This window comes from Spirosoma sp. SC4-14 (genome assembly GCF_037201965.1).
Classification (GTDB): domain Bacteria; phylum Bacteroidota; class Bacteroidia; order Cytophagales; family Spirosomataceae; genus Spirosoma.
This window is the reverse complement of sequence record NZ_CP147518.1, coordinates 853,118-873,709: the sequence shown is the minus strand read 5'-3', so window position 1 is coordinate 873,709 and position 20,592 is coordinate 853,118. Positions and strand designations below refer to the sequence as shown.

The 20,592-nt window shown below is 45.6% G+C and carries 21 protein-coding genes; 7 read left to right on the top strand and 14 right to left on the bottom strand.

Annotated elements, in window-relative coordinates; all coding sequences use genetic code 11:
- Positions 1–246: 246 nt before the first annotated feature.
- Positions 247–1,362: a FecR domain-containing protein gene (locus WBJ53_RS03700; RefSeq protein ID WP_338874703.1), complete on the bottom strand. Its 1,116-nt coding sequence runs from the start codon at positions 1,360–1,362 to the stop codon at positions 247–249.
- A gap of 234 nt (positions 1,363–1,596) precedes the next feature.
- Entirely contained in the window at positions 1,597–2,190 is a 594-nt protein-coding gene (locus tag WBJ53_RS03695) for a sigma-70 family RNA polymerase sigma factor (protein WP_338874702.1), read from the bottom strand.
- A gap of 711 nt (positions 2,191–2,901) precedes the next feature.
- On the opposite strand from WBJ53_RS03695, the gene WBJ53_RS03690 reads away from it, so the two are divergent.
- Positions 2,902–3,561: a hypothetical protein gene (locus tag WBJ53_RS03690; RefSeq protein ID WP_338874701.1), complete on the top strand. Its 660-nt coding sequence runs from the start codon at positions 2,902–2,904 to the stop codon at positions 3,559–3,561.
- A 197-nt stretch (positions 3,562–3,758) separates the two neighbouring features.
- On the opposite strand, the gene WBJ53_RS03685 is transcribed toward WBJ53_RS03690, so the two are convergent.
- The 3 genes from WBJ53_RS03685 to WBJ53_RS03675 form a co-directional block, all read right to left on the bottom strand.
- Positions 3,759–4,013: a hypothetical protein gene (locus WBJ53_RS03685; protein ID WP_338874700.1), complete on the bottom strand. Its 255-nt coding sequence runs from the start codon at positions 4,011–4,013 to the stop codon at positions 3,759–3,761.
- Positions 4,014–4,161: 148 nt separating this feature from the next.
- Entirely contained in the window at positions 4,162–4,584 is a 423-nt protein-coding gene (locus WBJ53_RS03680) for a LytTR family DNA-binding domain-containing protein (RefSeq protein ID WP_338874699.1), read from the bottom strand.
- 157 nt (positions 4,585–4,741) lie between these two features.
- Positions 4,742–5,140, bottom strand: coding sequence for a T9SS type A sorting domain-containing protein (locus tag WBJ53_RS03675; protein WP_338874698.1), 399 nt, complete (start codon positions 5,138–5,140; stop codon positions 4,742–4,744).
- Positions 5,141–5,372: 232 nt separating this feature from the next.
- On the opposite strand from WBJ53_RS03675, the gene pgeF reads away from it, so the two are divergent.
- Positions 5,373–6,125 (top strand): peptidoglycan editing factor PgeF, encoded by a 753-nt coding sequence (pgeF, locus tag WBJ53_RS03670; protein WP_338874697.1) that lies wholly within the window; start codon positions 5,373–5,375, stop codon positions 6,123–6,125.
- A 66-nt stretch (positions 6,126–6,191) separates the two neighbouring features.
- The gene (locus WBJ53_RS03665) at positions 6,192–6,434 is read left to right on the top strand and encodes a GlsB/YeaQ/YmgE family stress response membrane protein (RefSeq protein WP_338874696.1); all 243 of its coding nucleotides are present in this window, start codon (positions 6,192–6,194) and stop codon (positions 6,432–6,434) included.
- Between the two features lie 48 nt (positions 6,435–6,482).
- On the opposite strand, the gene WBJ53_RS03660 is transcribed toward WBJ53_RS03665, so the two are convergent.
- On the bottom strand, positions 6,483–7,622 hold the full coding sequence (locus WBJ53_RS03660) for an acyl-CoA dehydrogenase family protein (RefSeq protein ID WP_338874695.1): 1,140 nt from the start codon (positions 7,620–7,622) through the stop codon (positions 6,483–6,485).
- A gap of 373 nt (positions 7,623–7,995) precedes the next feature.
- On the opposite strand from WBJ53_RS03660, the gene WBJ53_RS03655 reads away from it, so the two are divergent.
- Both WBJ53_RS03655 and WBJ53_RS03650 read left to right on the top strand, forming a co-directional pair.
- Positions 7,996–9,327 (top strand): UDP-glucose/GDP-mannose dehydrogenase family protein, encoded by a 1,332-nt coding sequence (locus tag WBJ53_RS03655; protein WP_338874694.1) that lies wholly within the window; start codon positions 7,996–7,998, stop codon positions 9,325–9,327.
- A gap of 100 nt (positions 9,328–9,427) precedes the next feature.
- Positions 9,428–10,408, top strand: coding sequence for a UDP-glucuronic acid decarboxylase family protein (locus tag WBJ53_RS03650; protein WP_338874693.1), 981 nt, complete (start codon positions 9,428–9,430; stop codon positions 10,406–10,408).
- Positions 10,409–10,576: 168 nt separating this feature from the next.
- On the opposite strand, the gene nspC is transcribed toward WBJ53_RS03650, so the two are convergent.
- The 3 genes from nspC to WBJ53_RS03635 form a co-directional block, all read right to left on the bottom strand.
- Entirely contained in the window at positions 10,577–11,722 is a 1,146-nt protein-coding gene (gene nspC / locus WBJ53_RS03645; protein ID WP_338874692.1) for a carboxynorspermidine decarboxylase, read from the bottom strand.
- A 74-nt stretch (positions 11,723–11,796) separates the two neighbouring features.
- A complete protein-coding gene (locus WBJ53_RS03640; RefSeq protein ID WP_338874691.1) occupies positions 11,797–12,477 on the bottom strand; it encodes a response regulator transcription factor in 681 nt (226 codons plus the stop codon).
- A 516-nt stretch (positions 12,478–12,993) separates the two neighbouring features.
- The gene (locus tag WBJ53_RS03635; protein ID WP_338874690.1) at positions 12,994–13,545 is read right to left on the bottom strand and encodes an RNA polymerase sigma factor; all 552 of its coding nucleotides are present in this window, start codon (positions 13,543–13,545) and stop codon (positions 12,994–12,996) included.
- 342 nt (positions 13,546–13,887) lie between these two features.
- Here WBJ53_RS03635 and WBJ53_RS03630 point away from each other — a divergent pair, with 342 nt between their 5' ends.
- Positions 13,888–14,187: a hypothetical protein gene (locus WBJ53_RS03630; protein ID WP_338874689.1), complete on the top strand. Its 300-nt coding sequence runs from the start codon at positions 13,888–13,890 to the stop codon at positions 14,185–14,187.
- Between the two features lie 11 nt (positions 14,188–14,198).
- Here the strand turns inward: WBJ53_RS03630 and WBJ53_RS03625 are convergent, their stop codons facing one another.
- From WBJ53_RS03625 to WBJ53_RS03615, 3 genes are all read right to left on the bottom strand, one after another.
- Entirely contained in the window at positions 14,199–14,984 is a 786-nt protein-coding gene (locus WBJ53_RS03625) for a LytTR family DNA-binding domain-containing protein (RefSeq protein WP_338874688.1), read from the bottom strand.
- Positions 14,985–15,157: 173 nt separating this feature from the next.
- Entirely contained in the window at positions 15,158–15,448 is a 291-nt protein-coding gene (locus WBJ53_RS03620) for a hypothetical protein (protein WP_338874687.1), read from the bottom strand.
- Positions 15,449–15,490: 42 nt separating this feature from the next.
- A complete protein-coding gene (locus WBJ53_RS03615; RefSeq protein ID WP_338874686.1) occupies positions 15,491–15,925 on the bottom strand; it encodes a hypothetical protein in 435 nt (144 codons plus the stop codon).
- Positions 15,926–16,291: 366 nt separating this feature from the next.
- On the opposite strand from WBJ53_RS03615, the gene WBJ53_RS03610 reads away from it, so the two are divergent.
- The gene (locus WBJ53_RS03610; protein ID WP_338874685.1) at positions 16,292–16,780 is read left to right on the top strand and encodes a response regulator; all 489 of its coding nucleotides are present in this window, start codon (positions 16,292–16,294) and stop codon (positions 16,778–16,780) included.
- 333 nt (positions 16,781–17,113) lie between these two features.
- Here the strand turns inward: WBJ53_RS03610 and WBJ53_RS03605 are convergent, their stop codons facing one another.
- Entirely contained in the window at positions 17,114–18,130 is a 1,017-nt protein-coding gene (locus WBJ53_RS03605) for an SGNH/GDSL hydrolase family protein (RefSeq protein WP_338874684.1), read from the bottom strand.
- A 223-nt stretch (positions 18,131–18,353) separates the two neighbouring features.
- Positions 18,354–20,549 (bottom strand): alpha-galactosidase, encoded by a 2,196-nt coding sequence (locus tag WBJ53_RS03600; protein ID WP_338874683.1) that lies wholly within the window; start codon positions 20,547–20,549, stop codon positions 18,354–18,356.
- Positions 20,550–20,592: the final 43 nt, after the last annotated feature.

The following is a 20,592-nucleotide window of genomic DNA, read 5'->3' as shown; positions in this document are numbered from 1 at the left end:
ATTTTTTCAAAAACCACCCGTGGTTTTGTATTGATTATCATAGATAAAAGAAGAACTAATTAAAAGTTTAGCAATAGCATTCCCTTACCCAGTCAATTGCTGGATTCCGAAACGGCTGGAATAAGATGGGAGATATAAAACGGCAGCTATGCGAAGGCGTTAACCTGCCTGACCGATAAAACTAGTGGCGTTTACGCCGACCCGATTGGTAGTAGTTGTTCATGCTGGCAATAGGTTAGTGGTTGCTTAATTCGGCTGTCGACAGCCTTTACTGTAAATAACAATCTGCGCATCAATCACCTCATAACGAGACTCTGTAGCCCGACAAATGAGATCCAGTCGTTCGAACAGCGACTCGTTGCTAAAATCAGCTGTTAGCTCGCATCCGGTAAGTAAATCAGCGTCGTAGTTAATCAGGATGCCATAGGTCGATTCGAGTTTTTTAAAAACGCTCACGACTGGCGTATGCTCAAACACCATCGTTTGTGTTTGTTCGGTAGTAGATGGCAATGGTTCAGGTTCCTTTACCAGAGCCCGCTTTAGTTGCTTTTCGTCCCGATCGAAGGTTACTTCCTGATTTGGGGTCAGGATAACGGCCGGGCTTTTTGTGTCGATAGCATCAGGTTTTCCGCTGGCAGGTGTCGTAAAAACCGATACTTTCCCCGTCCGAACGATCACTTTAGCTTCTTTGTCATTAGCATAAGCCCGCACGGTAAAACTGGTTCCCAGCACTTTGGTCGTTAATTGATTCGTATAGACCATAAACGGCTGTTTAGGGCGCCGAACAACATCAAAAAAGGCTTCGCCAACCAAAAACACATCGCGTTGGTGAGTCGTAAACGTAACCGGATAACTAATGCGACTACCGTTCTGAAGCGCTACCCGGCTACCATCGGGCAACCGAATCAACTGAGTTTTTCCGGTTTCGTTGCTAACTTCCCGTAATGGACCAGCCTGCTGCTCGGCCAGTTGCTCGTAGGTTTCGAGCGGAGTTTTCGCCGAATGATTTCTCAGATAATAGAAGGTACCCATACCGACCAGAATAAGAACCGCAGCAACCCGAAGCAGATTTCGGAGCAGATGCCATTGGGGTCGCCTTTGGTCATCGTCCTGAAGTTGTTGACGGGCGACTCGTAACCGAATTAACTCCTGTTCTAGCTCATTATCGGGCAGTTCTTCGTGTGCCTGGCGCATTTGAATCACAAACTGCCGAGCCGCCAGCACCAGATCGAGCTTATCCGGATTTTGTTGTAGCCAGTTATTCCAGAACTCCCGGTCGGGTGGCGAATCGGTCAGAGCCCACTGCCGGAATCGGGGGTCGTGGACAAGATCATCAAACGTATACTGCGTATAATCAGGCATGCTGGAGTCTGATAGTTGCCTCTTTGCATGAAATAGACAGTAGTCGGCTGGCAATACTCTTACTGACAGAATTTTTTTGCGTTTTTTTGAGTAATACCCGTGGAAGCCAGGCGCCGGAAAACGGGCAACGCTCTAAGCCGTTAATAAAACAAAACCCCGATATGCTCTTTGTTTCGAACCAAAGAATCATACCGGGATCTGCACTATTGACTGAGTATTGATTGAGCGAATTGATTAAGAAAAAATACGGGCAGGTAAATAATTTCGTAGCTGGGTCATGGCTCGGTAGAGAAAGTTAGCAACTGTTTGCTTTTCAACCTCCATTACCTGCGCAATAGCATCATTCGAGAGCCCTTCATAGAATTTCAGGAAAACAACTTCCTGCTGTCGTCTGGGCAACTGCTCCACTGCCTGCCGCAAACTTTGTTCGGTTTCGGTTGAGGCCTCGGCCGCAATCCATTCATCCTCAATGGTATGCCCATCCGATAATATGAATTCTGGCTCAATTCCTTCTTCGGTAGCCGATCGCCATCCCTGCTCTCTGCGTAGTTTGCGAAGCAGATTATTACGTAGAGCCTTAATTAAATAGATGGTCACATAGGGAGTTTCAACAACGCTGTTTCGCCGACTCCATAGTTCCAGAAACAAATCCTGCAAACAGTCTTTAATCAGGTCCCGATCTTTCGTAAAGCGGGTTGCATAGTTAAACAACAGCCGATAACGCGCTTGAGTCAGTTGATCAAACGCATTTTCATCTCCAGCCTTAAAACGAACCCAAAGTTGTGCCATCAGCACTTCATCGGAAGGAATCAACGTGGATGCGGCCATATCCAGCTAAAAAGATTATATCAACAATTTGTGTTAACGCGACACATTCGGCAAGAGACACAGAAATTAGTCGAATACATACATATTACGAACGCCGTCTTTTAGCCCAAAACCCAATAAAATACAATTAACCTAGCTATACTCAGAAACAAAATAGCTCATCAGACAGATCTGTACTACAAGCCTTCACTGGGTATTTTACACTAATATACAGGGTAAATACAATAAGAAAAGGAAATTTAAAAAGGAAGAAGTAATTTTTCTCTGCAAACGTTTGCGGTAACGTTTGCAGAGAAAATAATTTCATAGAAAACTTTAATTTTTTCTTTATACACTCAAAAGATACCGGTTTGTAGCTACTCTCGAATCGTAACAGCGTTAAAAGCCATTTCGGGAAAAAGTTCTATTACTGACAGTTAATTCCGGCAGTAGGATTGATCGAACAGTCAATATGTGCTGCTGCATACCAAGTCGTCGGGCATACCTCTCAATTGAACCCCGTCTTTTACAGTTTCAATCGGCAAAAGAGGCACTTGAAACACCTGATATGTGCCAGGCTAAAAGGTTTGTTTAACATTTGCACTGGCGCTAACCTGAATTTGCCTTTTCCTTTCACTAAAAACCCTCTAACGGGACAGGCGAAAATGTAAATCGTTAGCAGAAAAGCCATTAACTTGAATCGTCTGTCTGATGACTAAACCAGTAATACTCATGAAAGCATTTTTTTCACTAATCCTGCTGGCTTTTGCTGCAACAACTACGTTTGCTCAAATAGCCAACGACAACACGTTTGAGGCACAAATCAATGGGAATAAATACCAAACCCAACCCCGCCGGATTCGAATTGGTAATTATTGGTGGGTTACGGCCAATACCGTTAAGCCCGACAAATCGCTCCGTATCTGGCTGGGCAGCTACGATAATAAGGACATTATTGAAACAGGGACTTATCTGATCGTTGATGCCGACAAACCCGACACGAAGGAGAACAAAAAGAAAGTTCAGGATCTGGGTAAGTATAAAGGTATTGCCGTAGTGAAATACGTTGAAGAAACGAAAGAACCCCGCATGGAATATCATGTGGGCAAATCGCAGAACAACGACGAAACCATTTCTGTAAAAATGGGCGACAATGGCTTTCTGGAAGCAACATTCAGTTGTACACTGGCCGGGTCGTACTGGAAAGAAAAGGCCACAGCCACTGTTTTTGGGGGCGTTGGGCGGCTAATTAACAAGATGGAAGATAAAGCGATAACTAAAACAACGGGCTACGATTCGTCGATCGACCCAGAAGGTAACGGTTATAGCAGGCAAAGCAAAACAGATGCGATAACCGTTACTGACGGCGCATTTAAATTGAAAATGAACTGATTGTGTGGCCATAAAAAAGCGGTGGTGCCTGTGCAGGCACCACCGCTTTTTTATGGAGTTTCACAGGTTTCCGGGCCCGACAAAACATCTTCGCATTACCCAAAAGAGTCTTAGCTGGCTTATGCTTCCAGGCCAGTGCACACGCTCAGGCTCCCAATCGTGCCGATCAAACTCTACCCACCTGCTTCTATCTGATGCTAGTGAGCGAGATCATACGATTCTTCGGCATGTTCGTGAAGTTGATCCAATTCATCCAAAACGGCTCGGGCAAATGACGTTTTATCTGATTTGCGGTAGTTTTCTTTCATCTGAGCGCCAGAAGGTGGTGTAAAATCCTGACTAACACGCTGGCAGACCTCCCACAATTCAGGATTCAATTTAATCTTATAGTGCTTGATTGGTGTGTCAGCCCCAAACCACAGGCGGATAATATTATTTACTGTCGGCTTCATAATCGTCCCCATACATTACATATCATATAACAAACGCAAATGTTTAATTATTCTACTAATAAATTGAATATTAATTGAAAATTAATTCCACATTTAGCATTTTTTAACACATATATATACATCTATAGAGTTGATCCACCAAATAATATCATCGAAAAGAGGCTTTTATCGAACGACTTTTCTGAGCCTGATCACCCAGCAATTGTAGTCGAATTTGTGCCCATTGCCTTCGAGAAATGGCCAGTTGCTGGCCATTTCTCAGTGTAACCTCATAGCTGTTGCCAACATAGTCTATTTGCTGAATGAACCGTCGGTTTACTACTATGCTCCGATGAATCCGGACAAACCACGTTTCGGGCAACAGAGCGCAATGCTGTTTTATTGTTTTTGTGGTGAGCAGCCGTTGGCCATTTTGCAGAAGTACCCAGGAATAGTTCTTCTCGGCTTGAAGACTCACAATTTCGGCGGGTGCTATTAGCTGATAGCCACTGTTTCGGATAAATAAATTTATAGGAGGACTCGTCTGCAAGTCGGCAGAGTCGGCCATTGCCTGTTCAAAAAAAAATGTCATCTATCGGTTGTTTACTCCACATTATATACGAGAATCAACCGGTAGACAGATTGCCGCTCATTAACATTATCCTATTAAATATATAGTCTAATATCCATACAATAAACAACCCCAGCCCGTGTCTACCGGCTGGGGTTAAGGTTATTTGTTTATTGAATTAGTTTAGAGCAACAACCCGATCAGGTGCCGATTGCTGTTGGGTCGAAATAGTTACATCATGCGTAGTAATATCGACACCATTTGTAATTTCAACCAGGTAGGTACCATCCTGCAGTTCATCGAGGTTTAGCCGAATGCGTGATGTTTTCTCTTTTTTGCCTATGTGCTCAGCAAACAAAATCCTGCCATTTGCATCTTTGAAGCGGATATCCACAGCGCCACCGGTTGTTTTGTCAAGTGCAATGTTCAGCTTGCCATCTACTGATGAGTAAATACCGGTTTTGTAGCTGGCCGTTGCCGATGCAGGCTTTGTGATTGGTTTTGCATTAACCGATGCAACTGATGTTAATACGGCGAAAGAAAGAGCCAGAGCGAAAGATTTGATGATCGTTTTCATGTGTATGTTGTTTTTGTCTGTTTATATTTTGAGTCGGATTATTTCCGATTGGTGAAACAAAGATATAGGCTGTAGATAGTACTATGCATTACAAACTACCGGAACGGTTATAACACTGGATGAGTGGTTAGAAAATCGGGATGATTGAGCAGCGGGTTTTAGGATAGACCAGGTTTTGATCGCAAATTTGTTAGTACTACAACCGTTGTTGTACGCAAATACACCCTCTCGAATGCCTCTCTATTTAACACCTGACCTATTTTCAGCCTTTACGAAGGTGATTGCAGCCGAAAGTACCCGACACGGCGGTGTTAGCCCTGCCCCTTTCTCATCGCTGAATCTGGGGCTGAATACAAACGACGATGCCGACAATGTGGCTGAAAACAGACGGCGATTTTTCCGGGCATTGACTGGCGATGAAACCGAACGTATGGTTGCCTCATCACATCAGACTCATGGAACAGATGTTCTGCTTGCTCAGCAGGCAGGTCGTTATTCGGGCTACGATGCGTTGATTACCGACACACCAGGTCTGCTACTAACCGTTACGGTGGCCGATTGTGTACCTATTCTTATTTACGACAACGCTAATCGGGCCGTAGCGGCTGTTCATGCCGGATGGCGGGGTACGGCAGGGGCTATTGTGACGAAAACACTGGCTGCCATGCAACAGCAGTTTGGCACTACAGCCAATGAGTGCTATGCCTATGTGGGAACCTGCATCGATCAGACATCTTTTGAAGTAGGCCCCGAAGTAGCCGGGCAGTTTGCGGCAGCATTCAGACAGGTTGATCCACAAACGCAAAAAGACTGCATCAATCTAAAAGGAGCCAACAGGCAGCAACTTCTTGATTTCGGAATTCCAGCGAGTCAAATTATGGTATCATCGTTCTCAACGGTGCTGAACAATGATGATTATTTTTCGTACCGGGCCGAGCACGGTCAAACTGGCAGAATGCTCGCAGCGATTGGACTACGTGCTTAAACAAAGCACAGAAAAAGACGGTTATGTATCTGTTTTAACGTTGATTTTTCTAAACAGTCTATAACCATGGGAATCTTAGTGTCAATATTAGTAGGTGCGGTTGCCGGATGGCTGGCTGACCTGGTGTTTAAACGGTTTTCGTTTTCGCTCTTTGCCGAAATCCTGCTGGGTATAGCCGGTGGGTTTGTTGGCGGCTGGATATTTGGGCGGGCAGGTGGCGTTGTCGATCAGATTCTGACGTCGTTTGTCGGAGCCGTTATCATTCTGGGAATTGCCGCACTCATAAAAGGTTCGCGCCGAACGGTGTAGTGAGAACCGCCCGGCGGTCCTGCATGCAGGCCTGCCGGGCGGTTCTCACTATTTCAATAGCTGTCTTGCAATCACAATTTTCTGAATTTCGCTGGTTCCCTCTCCAATTGTGCACAGTTTGGCATCCCGATAAAATTTTTCGACCGGAAAATCTTTGGTATAGCCATAACCACCAAAGATCTGAACAGCTTCGTTTGCTACGCGCACAGCCGTTTCCGATGCAAACAACTTAGCCATTGCCGACTCTTTCGTTACGGCCTTACCCGCATCTTTTAAATCAGCAGCCTGATAGGTCAACAACCTGGCTGCTTCAATATCTGTAGCCATATCGGCAAGCTTAAAGCTTATTCCCTGAAAATTAGCAATGGGCTGGCCAAACTGTTCCCGCTCTTTAGCGTAGGCTATTGCCGCATCATAGGCACCTATGGCAATTCCAACACTCAGCGCAGCAATCGATATGCGTCCTCCATCGAGCACTTTGAGCGCCTGGATAAAGCCTTCACCAACGTCTCCCAACCGTTGACTATCGGGTATTCGGCAATCCTGAAACAACATCTCGGCTGTTTCGGAGGCACGCATACCTAGTTTATCTTCTTTTCGGCCACCCGAAAACCCAGGCGTTCCACGTTCAACAATAAAAGCTGTGGCATTATGTGCCGAGTTAGGTTCGCCCGTACGGGCAATCACAACTGCTATATTACCACTACTACCGTGCGTAATGAAGTTTTTAGCACCATTCAGCACCCAATCGTTACCTTCCCGAACTGCTACGGTACGCATATTACCGGCATCAGATCCCGTATTCGGTTCAGTCAATCCCCAGGCTCCCAGCCATTCGCCAGTTGCCAGTCGGGGCAGATAGGTTTGCTTCTGTATTTGGTTGCCGAATAATAAAATATGATTCGTACATAACGAATTATGCGCAGCCATCGACAATCCCACAGCTCCATCAACGCGAGCCAGCTCGATAATGGCGGTCACGTATTCGCGATAGCCTAACCCTGTTCCGCTATACTCCGTTGGCACCAGCATTCCCATCAGTCCCTGATCGCCCAACTGCTTAAACAGGCCGGGCGGCAGAAGCTGTTCTTCATCCCACTGCCGTACATTAAAACGGATAAGCCGTTCGCTCAACTCCCGAACAGATTGCGCTATTAATTCTTGATTTTCTACAATTTCATTCAACATAAAAGGGCGTAATTCGATGAAGCGTGTGAGTAGTAATTTAAGATTATTTACTCAGACCTCCAATCTTTTTTTAGGACATTATATAGACTAAAATACCTAGGTAAAAGTTTAAACCCAGGCATCATTTGTTACCAATAAGAAAAAAATAAAAATTTAATGAGGACTATCGGCGAAGTAAAGTATATTTGTTAGCCTGTTTCCTGTTGATTCAGGCTAATGCTGATTAAGCAGACGAATTCATTACCGCTAAGTCACTATTGTTTTAAGCAATTAGGCCTTTATTAAAAAACTCCTATTTTTGTGGCATTAGACCTTCCAGATTAATAATTACCATTTACCATAAGGATTCATAAATTCTATTTGACATTTTTATATGAAACTGGCAGTTGTAGGAACCGGATATGTAGGGCTTGTTACAGGAACTTGTTTCGCCGAAACCGGAAATGAGGTTACGTGTGTCGATATTGACATACGCAAAGTAGAGAAACTGAATAATGGCATCATTCCTATTTATGAGCCCGGACTAGATGTTCTCTTTCATCGGAATGTTGAACAGGGCCGTCTGTCGTTTACGACCAACCTCGAAGAAGGCATCAAGGGCGCCGAAGTAATCTTTCTGGCGCTGCCAACCCCGCCCGGCGAAGATGGGTCGGCCGATCTGAAATATATACTGAAAGTAGCCAGCGATCTGGGACCGATCCTGAGTCAATATGCTGTTATTGTCGACAAGAGCACGGTTCCGGTCGGAACGGCCGAAAAAGTACATGCCCATATTGCCGATAACGCCAAAGTCGATTTCGACGTCGTATCGAACCCCGAGTTTCTGCGCGAAGGTGTGGCCGTAGAAGACTTCATGAAACCCGACCGCGTTGTAATTGGTACTAAGTCGGAGCGGGCCAAAGGTGTTATGAACCGACTGTATGCACCGCTGGTTCGGCAGGGCAATCCAATCATTTTCATGGACGAACGTTCGGCCGAAATGACCAAATATGCCGCCAATGCATTCCTGGCTACGAAAATTACGTTTATGAACGAAATTGCCAATCTGTGCGAGCAGGCCGGTGCCAATGTCGACGACATCCGTCGGGGAATTGGTACTGACAGTCGCATCGGTAAACGCTTCCTGTTTGCTGGTATTGGCTACGGCGGTAGTTGTTTTCCTAAGGATGTGCAGGCATTGGCCAAAACAGCCTCCGATTACTCCTATGATTTCAAGGTACTGAAGGCCGTTATGGATGTTAACCATAGCCAGAAAACCAAGCTCTTCCCCCAAATTATGGATTATTTCGGGGGCGACCTGAAAGGCAAAACCATTGCGGTTTGGGGATTGGCCTTTAAACCCTATACCGACGACATTCGGGAGGCTCCGGCTTTATACAACATCAAGGCCCTACTCGAAGCAGGTGCTAAAGTAACGGTCTACGATCCAGAAGCTATGGATAATGTACGCGGGCAACTTGGCAATACAATTACCTACGCACATACGCAATATGCTGCTCTCGACGATGCCGATGCACTAATGATTATCACCGAGTGGCCACTGTTCCGTACGCCCGATTTTGCCAAGATGAATCTGCTTCTGAAGAATAAGGTTATCTTTGACGGCCGAAACGTATACGAACTCGACCAGATGCGCGAGATGAACTATACCTACTTCAGCATTGGCCGGGAAGCTATTCTGGCCCCAGTCGAACAAAAAGCCTGATGTGGTTTGTGGTTTACGGTTGCTCGTTTAGTAGCATATATCCTTCCAGGGTAGCGTAAACGATAAACCGTAAACCATAAAACCGAAAATCCTATACTGAATGAAGCGTGTCTTAATTACCGGCGGTGCCGGATTTCTGGGATCGCATTTATGTGATCGGTTCATCAAAGAAGGCTATCATGTGATAGCCATGGATAACCTGATTACTGGCGATATCCGTAATATTGAACACCTGTTCCACCTGCCGAATTTCGAGTTCTATCACCACGACGTTTCAAAGTTTATTCATGTTCCGGGCGAACTGGATTACATTCTCCATTTTGCTTCGCCAGCGAGCCCAATCGATTACCTCAAAATCCCGATTCAGACATTGAAAGTAGGGTCGTTGGGTATTCACAATTGCCTGGGACTGGCACGGGTCAAAAAAGCGCGGGTGCTGATTGCGTCAACATCCGAAGTATATGGCGACCCCACCGTTCACCCACAGAATGAAGAATACTGGGGCAACGTAAACCCCGTTGGCCCACGTGGTGTATACGATGAAGCAAAACGCTTTCAGGAAGCCATGACAATGGCCTACCACACCTACCACGGGCTGGAAACGCGTATTGTTCGTATTTTCAATACCTATGGTCCCCGAATGCGCCTGAACGACGGGCGAGTATTGCCTGCTTTTATTGGCCAGGCGCTCCGGGGCGAAGATCTGACGGTTTTTGGCGATGGTAGTCAGACCCGTTCGTTCTGCTATGTCGATGATCTGGTTGAAGGTATTTATCGCCTGCTCCTGAGTGATTATGCTTATCCGGTCAATATTGGTAACCCATCGGAAATTACCATCCGCGAATTTGGCGAAGAAATCATTAAGCTGACGGGCACCACGCAAAAGCTTATTTTTAAGGATTTACCCAAAGACGACCCGAAACAACGGCAACCCGACATCACAAAAGCGAAAGCCATTCTGGGCTGGGAACCACAGGTATCGAGGGCCGAAGGTCTGCGAATTACCTACGACTACTTCAAGAGTTTACCGGAAGAAGAACTCTACCGAGCGGCTTATCACCGCGAGTTTGTAAAGAAATAAACTGAATCGTTACGTTGCCGTTCACGGAAACGTTGCGTAGTTTTACTTCCGTAATTGCCTTGTGCAGTACACCTTTAGCTGTCTGATAAAAACCTGCGGACCCTATTGTGCGCAGGTTTTTTGTTTCTATACCTCAGCGGCTTATGCTACTTCCCCCTACCCTAAGCCTTAACTAAGCCGGTCCTTAAAGCTCTCGTAGCCATAAGAACGCACGTGCAGAAAGTGCTGATCTTCTTTCCAGATTCCAATACTCGGCAGGTTAACCCCATTAAAAGTCGTGGTCTTCACCATTGTGTAGTGAATCATGTCTTCAAATACAACCTTATCGCCAATAGAAAGCGGTTTATCGAACGAGTAATCGCCCATGAAATCGCCAGCCAGGCAAGTCATTCCACCCAGCCGGTAGGTCGGTTTCCCCGCCACGGGTTCATGATACGAATCAGTAATCCGTGGCTTATAGGGCATTTCGAGCGTATCGGGCATGTGTGCAGCAAACGACGTATCCAGAATAGCAACCTGAATGCCCTGGCTATCGATCAAATCCAGCACTGTTGAAACCAGCACGCCCGTTTGCCAGGCAATGGCAGAACCGGGCTCCAGAATTATGTCGACATTGTATTTCTGCCGAAACGCCGACAGCAAGCCAATCAGATGCTGAGTATCGTAGCCTTCACGCGTCATTAAGTGGCCTCCCCCAAAGTTGACCCACTTTACCTGATGCAGCAGATCGGCAAATCGGCCTTCGAGTGCCTGAAGCGTACGTTCGAGCGTAAACGAATCATTTTCGCAAAGCGTATGAAAATGAATTCCCTCCAGCCCATCGGGCAGTTGGTCGGGTAGCTGGTCGCGGGTGACGCCCAACCGCGAACCGGGCACGCAGGGGTTATACATATCCGTTGCTACCTCCGAATATTGCGGATTGACCCGAATACCACACGAAACCTTACCAAGGGCCCGGTCTTTAAATCGCTCCCACTGGTTCCATGAATTGAACGTAAGATGGGTACTACGGTCAACGATTTCGTCAAACTCATCGTCGCGATAAGCCGGAATATAGGTATGAGCCTTTACGCCCATATAATTGTTTACGAGTTTAATTTCGTTGAGCGAACTGGCCGTAGCACCGCTGAGGTACTTATGCACTAGTGGGAAAGCACTATACATCGAAAAGCCTTTCAGGGCCAGAATAATGGTAACACCAGCTGCTTTCTGGACCGAATCGATCAGTTCTAGATTTCGGCGAAGTTTAGCTTCTTCGAGAACAAAACAGGGCGATGGAATGCTATCCAGATGTTGATAGAGGTTCGAATTCATACTACAAAGGTATGCCCTTTTGTGATGCTTACCAGCGCCGGAATCCGGTTGTTATTGTGCGAACCCCCCGAAGGCTATTCGGCAATCCGAATCACATAACCCATGCCTACTACGGTATGAATGAGCTTGATTGTAGCCTGACTATCAATCTTTTTGCGTAAATAATTAATGTATACCTCTACCGTATTTGGGCGAATTTTATCGATTTTACTCCACACATTCTCAAGAATTTCCTTTTTCGAAACAACCCTGCTCCGATTTTGCATAAGAAAGGCCAGCAGATAATATTCGCGCGGTAATAAGTCGATTCGCTTTCCTGCCCGGTATACTGTTTTATGAATCAGATTAATTTCCAGATCATCGACGCGTAGACTCGACAATGTAGGAAAAGTACCAAATTTACGTCGGTGAAGCGCATAGAGCCGAGCCATTAATTCCCGGCTATCAACCGAGTATCCAACACAATCATCGGCTCCCGACTCTAATCCCCAGGCTTTATTGGCAGGCGTATCGGGAGATATGAGAAGAAAAAGAGGAACCCGATAGCTTTCGGCCTGCCAAAGCTGAAGCAAATGATTTTGATTGGATTCCGACAACTGAATGGCCACGACTACAATATCAAATTGCGATTCATGGGCCATTAGCCAGCCAGTTTGCCAGTCGGGACTCGTTGCTACCTGATTGTTTTCAAGCTCCAGCCGCCGACGTAGCCAATCAGACTGCTTCAGTTCATCAATTATCAACAAAATTTTCATAGAGATCTTTGCCCATTGCTCTATTTCTGAATTATGTTCAGCAAGAATTCCTGCTAAGAATAGTCAACTATGAACCTGATTTTTATCTACATCCAGCCATTGGAATGGTCACGGTTCCCTTTATCAGGAAAACAGGCTGGTTCTGGATAAACGAAACCAAACTGAGCGTAACCAATTGCAGTACTACAAATGTTGTATTGAATTGAAGAGAGAAAATTAAATTTCGCTTATATTTTAGGTTAAAATACTATTAATAGAAGGCCATAAGTAAACCTAAATACATATAAGGGAAATAAAATCAGTATTTGACTGTATAAACTGAATACGTATTCAGCTACCAGGAAAATAGGGTGCACCTCAGTATATTGGGCTACCAGCAAGGAAGCGGCATAAAAAAGCCCAGCCAAAATGGCTGGGCCCGAAGTAATTTTTGGCTAGTAGAGGGGTATTTATCTTTTAGAATATAGTTTTTCTATTCGGTCACTTTGCCCTATAAAAACTCTTTTCGCAACTGGGTTACTGATTATACTGACGCTCATATAACTGATGAATTTTATCACGGCTACGCTTAAGACGCATTTTGACAGCACTGGGTTTTAAATCGTACAGGTCCGCAATTTCATTAATACTCATTCCATCTTCATATTTAAGCCGAAGCAGGTTGGTCTCCTCGTTCGATAAGGTTTCCATTGCCCGCTTCACCATATCGAGGGTTTCTTCATGAAGCAGCGCATCCTGCGATTCTGGAATATCGAATTCCCCGCTTTCATCCATAGCAATGGTAGTGATCCGTCTGGAAATCCGAATCTGATCCAGGCAATAATTATAGGCTATCGAATAAAGCCAGGTAGAAAAACGAGCACGCTCCTGAAAAGCATCAAGTTTATTAAATACCTTCAGAAAAATGTCATGCGTAAAGTCTTCGGCTTTGGCCGAGTCGTGCGTTAACGACAGGCAACGCCGATAAACCTTAGTTACATAGCGCGCATAAAGTGTTTCGAAACATTGATTAGGCTGATCGGGTAAATACAGGCGAATTAGTGTTTCATCAGTTAATGAAGTGTACATACTTTTCTACTTGTGCCTTCAGGTTGTATATTATTTACAATTCACACGATTCAACAATCGCTTGTTTATATTAGACTCGATATAATAAATTAAGGCACTAAAAATATATTAAAAGGCGTATTTACCAGTATATCCAATGTACTACATCAACCTAAATCGGTTATTCTGCCGACTCTCATTGAAATCTGGCCATACTTGTCAGGTTCACAACTGCTCGTTCTGTAGCTAGACATCGATTGGCTACTTGTAGCAAAAATGGTAAAACTGTTGTATGCTCTAACGAGTTGATAGTAGGCAGGGGCTGTTCCCGGTTATATTTTACTCAACAAACTTTCTTTTCCTATGCGTCCGGTCTTATTAATAATATTTCTTACCCTATACGTATCGGTCTGTAGAGGGCAAATCGATACGACCAGGGCAAGGCGGGAGCCATCGCCTTCGGCTCAGGTTCCGATTCCAGGCATCGATACGCCACTCTCGGGGCCCGGTACATTATTGCAGTCGTCACCACAACCCAATGCCGTAGTAACACCACAGAATAGCCGAAAAAAACGAAAACTTAAGACGATGCCACCAAGCGACCCAAGAGCTTTTGGGGTTGCCATTCCGATAGAATCGACGAAAAAAGATACAATCCGCTGAAACAGCAGTCTTTATTTACCCATCCAGGTCTTAAAATCACTTACTTTCTCACGACTTACCAGCGCTTCCTTATCAAAAGCGGGGCGCAACTGCAAGACCAGCCGATTACCAAAATAAGACTGTATCTGATCAACCGACTGGTGTGTAATCAGCACACTCCGATTAATGCGGAAGAATTGGCCAGGGTCGAGGCTTTCGGCTAGTTCATCCAATGTGTAGTCGACCAGAAATTTCTGCCCCCTGTGCGTAGTAAAGAAACTATATCGTTCCTCGGTATAGAAATAAGCGATTTCACTCACTTCAATAGACAGCAGGCGCTGGCCCTGACGAACAAGAAACCGTTGGCGGTAGTCGCGCAGGGACTGGCGTTGCAGTTGCTGCACTAGTTTTTCAATATTCCGAACCGGATCGTTGGTCGCCGACCGCCCCCGCAACGCTTCGTATTTTTGGAGGCTTCGTTCGAGGTCGTCGCGCTGAACAGGCTTAAGCAGGTAATCGATACTATTGACTTTAAAAGCCTGCAAGGCATATTCGTCGTAAGAAGTTGTAAAAATAACAGTGCTACGAACCGGTGTTCGCTCAAAAATTTCGAAACTTTGCCCATCGGCCAGTTCAATATCCAGAAAAATAAGATCAGGCTCCGGCAGGCCGCTCAACCGGCGGTTTTCCAGCCATTCAACGGTATCTTCAATACCAGCCGTAATACCCGTTATGGTTAGGGCAGGGGCTACATCGTTCAGTAATTTCTGAAGTTTGCGGACAGCCAGTTCTTCGTCTTCAACAAGCAGTGCGGTCATTTGTTGGCAGAGGATTTTATCTATAAAGGTAAGGTAACCGTAAACTAGTTGGGGCCTGTTTCAATAAGCAGTTGAGATAGCAGCCTTCTTATAAACAAACGGGGTAATTGCCCTGAGTGGCGTATAGAAGCTACTCAGGGCAATTACCCCGTTTTAACGAGGCTGGTTGGCTCTTACTTCTGCGGTGTAGCTGTTGTAGCAGACTGCGCTTTCTGAGCCGTTACACCGCGCTGAGGTTTATAAATTGCGCCGGTAGCGAAATCGACAATAGTGCCAGGCCAGAAAAGCAGGATATCGGCAATCAAAGCACCTGTCCGTACCTGACGCTGCGCTTCGCCCGGCATTGGTTTACGCTTCTGATAATCGGTAACGCGGCCACCAAACACGGTAGCGCAACTAGTGAGTGAGCCCGCCAATGTAATAGTAGCCAGGGCCATAAGGGTAAATTTTTTGAATGAACGCATTGGTTTGTCCGCCAGAGCGGGTTTAGAAGAATAAAAGAGGAGTTATTTAGTGGCCGAAAGAGTCAACTCAACACCGTTGTCGTCTTCGCCCGTAATGCTGAGTTTACTGGTTGTGCCTTTAGCAATCAGATTGCCATTCAACCGGTATTCAATAGAGCCACTGCCAGCATCAACTACCGTAACGTCATCGGCCGAATCCTGTAGGAAAACTTCATTCGTTGATTTAATTCTAAAATCGACGACAATCGACACGGTTGTTGCCGACTGGCGGGTTACCTTCATTGTGCCTTTTAGGTCGGTTTGACTGGCCGGATATGTTTGGCCACCCGCTACCAGTTCAGAATAGCTGTAGGTACCGGCTACACGACTAGCCAAGTCAGGAGCAGGATCGGAATTGTTTTTCTTACAAGCCGAGAGCGATGCCACAAACAAAATTGCCAGCAGCACCGGGCGATAAAATGAAAAATAAGCCTTCATGATGATCAATAGTATTTTTGGTAAAAAAGAGGACGATTGACCGAGCTATGTCGGTTTTGTTAGATCAAAATTGGGCTTTAGGCGTAGCAGAATAAAGAAGATTTTGCCCCAACTGACAAAAGAGCAGAACCAAAAGGAATAAGTGCTGAATGAACTGACCATAGCTCATTGGCAGGCGCCAACCCTAGTGGTGTATGTATTAACTTCGGGGCTGCTAAAGCAGAAAAACAGCCTTTAGACAGTAACAAAATCAGAAAGAAGTTATTTTAATACAGAAATCATCAATCACGTATTTATATATTAAAGATATATAGTTACTTTGCATATGCTTTTATTAAAAATACGCAACAAAATTTTTCAGACGTAATGCCTGATTATTCGAGTCCGCTTATTTATGCTGTTGATGATGATGATGATGACCGATATCTAATACAGCGTATTTTCACAACTCATTTTAAAGAATGTACCCTGCGTTTGTTTGAGAGTGGTGCAGTTTTACTAACTTACCTTACGCATCTGATCGACGGCCAACTACCCGATTTTATTATTCTTGACCTGGAAATGCCCGTTTTCAGTGGCTTCGAAATTCTTCATTTTTTGAAATCCAATGAGGAGTTTCGGCACATCCCGATCAGCATTTTATCAGCAGTGCATCATAAAAATGATATACAACGCTGTTTCGATCTGGGAACAACAAGCTATCTAACTAAGAACCAGAGCTATATACAGTTGGTATCTAGTATACAAAAACTGCAACCCTATTGGCAGGAAACGCATCGCTTGAAGACAGAGATGCCCAATGCAGCAACTGATTTGCCAGGAATATTTGGTCGAAATGGCCTTCCACTTAATTAACAGGCGAATTCGTTTACTATTAGCAAGTTTTTTTTAACTTGCATCAAAATCGTTGATCCACAGGACTTGCTAGGATATGGCTGAACGCTCTCAAAATTCGACTGAATTAGAATCCAGCACCGAAGAGAACTTCTATCGTATGCTGGAGGAATATACGCAGCAAGTTCGCCTTCGGTATCATATACCTGTTCGTCTGAACCTTCCTCGTCTGGCGAGGTCAGTAAAAAAAACCAGCAAAGGCTCATTCGAGGAAAAATAAAGCAAATCCAAACGGGCAATTTTTCGCTGAAAAGTTGGGGTTCTTTATCAGTAACCACCGATAGTTTTACCCAGTCAGGATTCCCAGTGGAGTTCCTGGGCTAAAAAAGCCGTCAATTCCTGAGCCATAAGTGCGTGTTCGGCCAGTGTAGGATGGTCTCCGCAACCGCCATGGTATCGTTGGGAAAAGAAAAACAGGCCAACATTCGGCATTCGTCGGGCATTGGCATACTGCACAATACTGGTCAGGTATTTTTTTAACACTGGTGCCAGTAAAGCATTTGCCATCGGGCTGGCTACACACACAATATATGCATTTGGGTAATGACTGCGGATGGTTGTTATAAACTTGATATACGCACTACAAAACGCGGTTGAATCCTGTATACCATCGTTTTGCCCCAAACAAATGCTTACTACATCGGGTACATACTGGTTAAAATTCCAGTTTACATAATTGCCCCACATATTAATTTTGTCGTAGACCTGAGGCATGGTAATTGGCAATGAGCAACAACTTCGGATCAGGCCGATGCCCGATACCGACGATAACTGCCATTGCGCATTAAAGGCACGGGCAACAGTAGGGCCATACGACAAATAGGCATTGTGTTTATCGTACCAATTTCCGTGTCCACACTGCGAAATAGACAAGTCGCTACCAGCTCCGCACGTTATTGAGTTTCCGATAAACTCCATTTTGCGCATTGGTTTAGGTGGCAGCGGAAGCAGTTCCTGGCAGTAGAGCCCCACAAACTCCAGATAACCAGCACTCGCTTCAGTATCCTTACAGATCGTGAGCATGTGTTCGCCTTCTGGCAGATTTCGAATCACTTTTATTGTATCCGTTTTTGACCGGGTCTGTATGCGAACAGGCGCGGCATTGTCGACAATAATGGACAGATAGTTGTGGTTTATTTCATCGTGCAATTCATCATTGACCACTATGTCGCAGAAACTACCCGTAAACTTTGCTTTGATATAGACTCCCGAAGCCCAGAATCGGGGCAGTAATGGGTTCGAAAAATCGATGCGGCCTATATACTGAATAGTTGGATTATCAGCCGACTTGAAACTTGGTTCAACGGGCACTGTTCTTTTGGGCGAACAACTCAATATAACCACCAGTAAAACCCATACTATACTACAAAGAAATCCCAGCCTTACTATAGCAGTGTTGTAGCTCTCCACACGCATATCTTTCCTTATTTGTACAACTAAAAAAAGGCAGTCCTTCAATGAAGCAACTGCCTTTTTTGGCTTTATTGTACACCACAAGATAATATTTCAAATTTTCGGTAACATATCACAACAATTACTTACTTTCAGACAATTCGAGCACCACGCTGGTTCGGCGCGTATCCACAGTTGGGTTGAAGCCAATCGTCATCAGGTAGTTGCCTGAATAAACCTGTGGGGTAGCATTGATGGCCGACTTTGTTCCGGGATATACATTCAGTTCCCGAATCGCATAGTTTCTGGCCGGATCAAGCCCTTTCAAACGAATTGGAGCTACGCTACCAGCTCTATATCGATTTTTGATCAGGTAAGAGAACCAGACGGCCTTATCCTTAGCATCGTTCACATACATCAGCGATGCCAGATCAGCTTCATAGGGCGAAACCAGCCGGAACAGATCGCCATGCCATACCACGTCTTTGATCTGGTCGTAGGTTTTCAGGGCCTGCTGGCTGAACTCCAGTTCTTTTTCGTCCAGTTTGCTAACAACAATATCGTAGCCAATTTTACCCATCATAGCTACATCCGTTCGAAACTTGATTGGTTGCTTACCCCAGTCGGTTACGTGATTGCAGGTGGCAATGGCCGGAAAGAAATACGAATAATTCCACTGAATGAACACCCGCTCCAGACCATCGGTATTATCGCTGGGCCAAAATTCGGTAAAGTATCGCAAAGCACCATAATCGACGCGGCCCCCTCCACCCGAACACAGCATCATGGGTAAGGCTGGATATTTCGTCCGCAGTCGCTCCATCACCTTATAAAGTCCCCGAACGTAGTCTACATACAAATGCGATGGATTCGGATTGGTGGCCGAAAACGCATTATAAATAACAGCATTGCAATCCCACTTGATGTAGCTCAGCGTTGGATTCTTTGTCATGATATCGTCAACGACACCATAGACAAAGTCCTGCACTTTCGGGTTCGTGAGATCGAGCACCAACTGATTTCTGAAATAATACTCCTGCCGATTAGGCAGCTTCAGCACCCAGTCGGCATGTTTTTCGTACAGTTCACTTTTGGGGCTTACCATTTCGGGCTCTACCCATATCCCAAATTTAATGCCAGCCTCTTCGGCCTGCTTCACCAGATAGCCCAAGCCGTGTGGAAGTTTTTTGACATTCTCCTGCCAGTCGCCCAGCGCGGCCCGGTCGTTGTTGCGTGGATATTTGTTACCAAACCAGCCATCGTCGAGCAAAAACAGATCGACGCCCAGTTTCTTACCATCTTTGAAAAGTTCGGTCAGTTTCTCTTCATTGAAATCGAAGTAAGTAGCTTCCCAGTTGTTGAGCAACGTTAGCCGATTGCCTTCGCCCTGCGGAATGCGAAATTTCCGCGCCCAGCGGTGCAGATTCCGGCTGGCAGTGCCTTTGCCCGTATTGGAGTAGGTGTAGAGAAAGGCGGGCGTTGCAAATTCCTTACCCGGAGCCAGCGTATAGGCCGACGCGTAGGGATTTATGCCGGCCATCAGTCGCAGATTATGTAATGGATCGACCTCAAAGGCAATCTGGTAGTTGCCCGACCAGGCCAGGGTTCCGGCCACGACTTCGCCTTTATCTTCTTCAGCAGGCTGGTTCAGCGCCACCAGAAACGACGGCGGCTGAAACAGATCGGCACGCGTGCCCAGTTTTGTATCCAGCACCTTAAGGCCTTCTGTGAGCGGTTCTTCAACCGGGTTCATCTCCTGCGCCCAGTCGCCGTGAAAATGCGTCAGGTAGTAGTGCTGCGCCGGAATGTAGAGGTTGGCCGACGCATATTTGTGCAGTACAACGCTGTTCTTTTCGGTATGCCGGATAACCGACCACTGTTCAATGACATCTTCGAGCAGATACGCTTTGTAATGCAGTTCAACTTCAAACGGATACTGCGGATCTTTCAAAAAAACGGTTGTTTCTACGATGCCCTCTCCAACAGGTTTACGTTCATGGCGCACATACCGCAGATCGAGCGACGGATTGCCATCGGCGTGGGTTACCTGAATGGCGGGTTCGAGCAAATTTCGGCTCCCAGCCGGTGTATATGCCGAATTATACAAGCCTGTATAATCTTCACCACGCTTCCCATTTCCCGAAATTTTTGCGTATTCGTCGGCCCGGTCGAGTTTAGGGCCAACGTGAACAACAGTTGGATTTTGATCTTTATCGACCAGAATGACCAGCGCCGTTCGCTTGGTTTCGATGGCAATATGGATATCGCCAGGCGCACTCCAGCCGACTGACATGGTTAGTGAAAGCAATATCAAAAGAGGAACAACTAATCGAAGCATGGTTATGGGATACTGGATGTTAGCTATTGGACGGCTGGACATT